Source organism: Frankia sp. AgKG'84/4, assembly GCF_023242965.2.
In the GTDB taxonomy this organism is placed as follows: Bacteria; Actinomycetota; Actinomycetes; order Frankiales; family Frankiaceae; genus Frankia.
Window position 1 is genome coordinate 1 of sequence record NZ_JALKFU020000535.1, and the last position, 3,727, is coordinate 3,727.

A 3,727-nucleotide genomic window follows, 5' to 3' on the forward strand; every position below is an offset into this window, starting at 1 on the left:
CGAACGCCTGGAGATCGCCGCTGGGGCCGGCCAGCCGCGCTGCCACCTCGCCGGGCGCGGGCACCGGCGCTGGCCCGGAGGTCGACTCGCGTTGGAACGGGTAGTTGACGATCGGGGCCGGAGTCCACGGCTGCTCCCAGCCGCCGAGGCGCAGCAGCACGTCGAGGATGCCGGCGGTGAAGCCCCACACGACCATGCCGTGCACGCGGAACGCCGGCGTGAGCAGGTCGGCCGAGTAGCGCACGACGATCCGGTTCGCCGGATCGGCGAGCTCGGCCAGCGGCACCCGCGCGACGGAGGACGTCTCCGCCTGGTCGACGGGACCCACCGCTCGCGGGGTATGCCACCAGGCGAGGACCGCGGTGACGAGGTGATGGCTCGCCCGCAGGTAGAACGGCGGGGTGGTGGCGAGCACCTCGACGCCCGCCGGGTCGAGGCCGACCTCCTCGGTGGCCTCCCGTAGCGCGGTGTCGACGTGGCTGGCGTCCGAGCTGTCCACCCGGCCCCCGGGGAACGCCGGCTGGCTGGCGTGGCTGCGCAGCGCAGCGGACCGTTCGAGCAGCAGGACGTCGGGACCGCCCGGCCCGTCGCCGAACAGGACCAGCACGGCGGCGGGGCGCGCTCCGTCGGCCTCCGGCCCGGGAGCGGGCCGGGTGCGGGTGAGTTCCGCACCCGCCCGAGCGGCGACCGCGCGCAGCCAGGGCGGCGCGGCCCGGGCGTCAGGGGGCGCCGCGGGAGGCGGATGCTCGGACGGCGACGCTGGTGTGGACATGTTCGTCACTTCAGCGCTTCGACGTCGCCCTGTGTTCCCCGCACCAGCCTGGCGGCCGGCTCCGCCTCCGTGGGCCCCAGCCCGAACGAGGGGCACAGTCGCGCCAGCGCGCAGACGCCGCAGGCCGGCCGGCGCGCGTGGCAGTAGCGCCGGCCGTGAAAGATCATCCGATCGGACGCGATGGTCCAGTCCCGGCGCTCGAGCAGCGCGGCCAGATCCGCCTCGACTCGGACCGGGTCGTCCTGCCCGGTCAGCCCGAAGCGGCGGGACAGCCGGCCGACATGGGTGTCGACGGTGATCCCGGGGGTGTCGAACGCGTGCCCGAGCACGACGTTGGCGGTCTTGCGGCCGACACCCGGCAGGGTGACCAGCTCGGCGAGAGTGCGGGGCACCTCGCCGCCGAAGCGTTCGGTGAGCGCCGCGCCGATGCCGATCAGCGAGTTCGCCTTCGCCCGGAAGAACCCGGTTGGGCGCAGGATCTCCTCCAGCCGCACCCGGTCGGCGCGCGCGTAGTCGGCGGCCGTCCGGTAGCGCGCGAAGACTCCGGGAGTGACCTCGTTGACCTTCTTGTCGGTGCACTGGGCGGAGAGCACCGTGGCGACCAGCAGCTCGAGGGCGTTGTCGAAGTGCAACGCGATGCGGGCGTCAGGGTGGATCTCGCCCAGCAGCCGCACGATTCGCCGGGCCCGCCGGGTCCGCGCGAGCGGCGTCTCGGTCGCGGTGTCGATGGCGGCGGGCATGTCTGGCAGCGTATCCGGCGTCTCGATCGGTCGGGTCCGACATGGCCGCCGACGCCCGCCCGCGGCCGCCGTAGGTGCGTTCCCGCCCACCGGAAACGCGACACACCCACCCCCGGTGCGGCTCGCGGCCGATCGTCAGCGACCATGGGGGGGTCATGTTTGCCATTGCAGCGGTCTGCTTTCCTCTCCTGCTTCTCGGTCTTCTGCTGGCGATGGAACGGGTGGAACGTCCGTTGAACGCCGCCGACACGGGCAAGGGGCTAGAGGGCTTCCTGGACAACGCCCAGCCGGACGAGGTCGACACTCTGGCCAACCAGGGTCTGCCGGCGGCACTGGAGCGATACCGGCGCCGGCTGCGCCGACCGCCACCCGGCAAGCACCGGGCGGTCTGAGTCGTCGGGTGGTCTGAGTCGTCGGGTGGTCTGAGTCGTCGGGTGGTCTGAGTCGTCGGGTGGTCTGAGTCGTCGGGTGGTCGGACCGGGAGGCGCCCGGAGGCCGGGCGACCTCGCCATATCATATGGATCTGGACATATTGGGTCATTCGTGCCAGGCTCGAATGGGCTTCGAGTGATCTGGCCGCCAGGTGTGCCATCGGTGCCGTCGGGGCGCCCGGCGGTCGGCGCGGACCCTGTTGGCGGACCCCGTTTCGGCGGTTCGGGTGATCCGCGGTTGTCCGCGCCCCGCCGCCCGCGTGGTGGATGGCCCGGTGGCCCGCCCGTCGGAGGGCTTGGCGGAGGTGGGGTCGATCGACCCGGTGTCGACCGGGACGTTCGGCCCGATGCAGGTCGGCCCGTCCGGGCGGCGGCGCACCTGTCTGCCCGGGTCGGGTGTCCCGAACCGGGCAGGAAACACCCGGATGTGTCATCCAAGAGTGCCTGATCAACCGGCAAATCTCGCATTATGTGTACGGTCGATTGCAGTGAGTGCATGCCGGCAGGGTAATTTGAGGTGTGGGGGTCCCTGCTCGTGCCCTGCACCCTCACTCCTGGCATGCTCAGGACCGTGGAGGATCTGCTTGCCCGCGTACCGCTGTTCGTGGGGCTGTCCGAGCAGGACCGGCTGGCCCTCTCCGACCACCTCGATCGGCAGGACGTCACTCGTGGTGACGTACTGTTCCGAGAGGGAGACGTCGGCGATCGGGTCTTCGTGGTCCTGTCCGGCAAGGTGAAGATAGGGCGTCAGTCTGCCGACGGACGGGAGAACCTGCTGTCCGTCATGGGTCCCGGTGACCTGTTTGGCGAGCTTTCCTTGTTCGACCCTGGCCCACGCACGGCCACAGCCACTGCCGTCACCGACGCCTCACTGTTGTCACTCGAACACACCGCACTGCGTCCATGGCTGCGTTCCCGCCCTGAAGCGGGCGCGATGCTGCTGCGGGTGCTGGCCCGCCGGCTGCGTCGCACCAACGACAACGTCGCGGACATGGTGTTCACCGACGTTCCCGGCCGGGTGGCCAAGGCGCTGCTCGACCTCGCGGAACGCTTCGGTGAGCCGGCGCAGCCCGGCAACGAGGCCGCCGGTGTCCGGGTCGAGCACGGCCTGACCCAGGAGGAGCTGGCCCAGCTCGTCGGCGCCTCCCGGGAGACGGTGAACAAGGCGCTCGCCGACTTCGCCACCCGCGGCTGGCTGCGCCTGGACTCCCGCGCCGTGGTGCTGCTCGACCGAGAACGCCTGTCCCGCCGGGCCCGATAGACCCGCGCGGCTCGCGCTGCTTGGCGCCTGAGCCCGCAAGGCTCGCTGCTCCGTCCATCAGCCCGCATTCCGGGGGCCGGCGGGCGGAGCACCGTCGGCGGGCCCTGTGTGCGCGCTTGATTCAGCCTGGCTGCTCCCGACCCTCCTGGACGAGGAGGGCCGGGGACAGCGGGGGGGTCGTCGCATGCCGCGACGGCCCGCCTCCAGGTCGTGTGACGGCCGACCTGGCGAGGGGCATCCGGACGCCGGTCCCTCCACAGAACCCGACCGGCTGAGCAGGCCCCGGCCCGCAACAGAGACGACGCGCCCACCGGCAAGATCGCCGGGCGCGGCCTAGCCGGCCGCGCCCGCGAATCCGAGCGACGTGTTCACTGTTTCGGCGGTCTCCGTCCCGTGCGAGGCGTCCGCGCTCACGCGGCCGTCGACCTGCCGTGATCGTTGCAGATCCTCCGCCGCGGCCGGTCGGTGTGGCCCGGCCGCACCGCCGTCGGCCGCACCGCACCCGTTCGGGGTCAAGCCGCGT

The 3,727-nt window shown here is 72.3% G+C and carries 5 protein-coding genes; 2 read left to right on the forward strand and 3 right to left on the reverse strand.

Annotation, left to right across the window (positions count from 1 at the left end):
- A partial coding sequence (locus MXD58_RS22695) for an NUDIX hydrolase (protein WP_250609883.1) occupies positions 1-772 on the reverse strand: 772 nt, incomplete at its 3' end.
- A gap of 5 nt (positions 773-777) precedes the next feature.
- The gene (gene nth, locus MXD58_RS22700; protein ID WP_248838191.1) at positions 778-1,512 is read right to left on the reverse strand and encodes an endonuclease III; all 735 of its coding nucleotides are present in this window, start codon (positions 1,510-1,512) and stop codon (positions 778-780) included.
- A gap of 155 nt (positions 1,513-1,667) precedes the next feature.
- On the opposite strand from nth, the gene MXD58_RS22705 reads away from it, so the two are divergent.
- Positions 1,668-1,904 (forward strand): hypothetical protein, encoded by a 237-nt coding sequence (locus MXD58_RS22705; protein WP_248818971.1) that lies wholly within the window; start codon positions 1,668-1,670, stop codon positions 1,902-1,904.
- A 556-nt stretch (positions 1,905-2,460) separates the two neighbouring features.
- Complete coding sequence (locus MXD58_RS22710; RefSeq protein ID WP_518478631.1) at positions 2,461-3,204, forward strand: Crp/Fnr family transcriptional regulator; 744 nt, start codon at positions 2,461-2,463, stop codon at positions 3,202-3,204.
- 333 nt (positions 3,205-3,537) lie between these two features.
- Here MXD58_RS22710 and MXD58_RS22715 read toward each other — a convergent pair.
- A partial coding sequence (locus MXD58_RS22715; protein WP_250609884.1) for a hypothetical protein occupies positions 3,538-3,727 on the reverse strand: 190 nt, incomplete at its 5' end.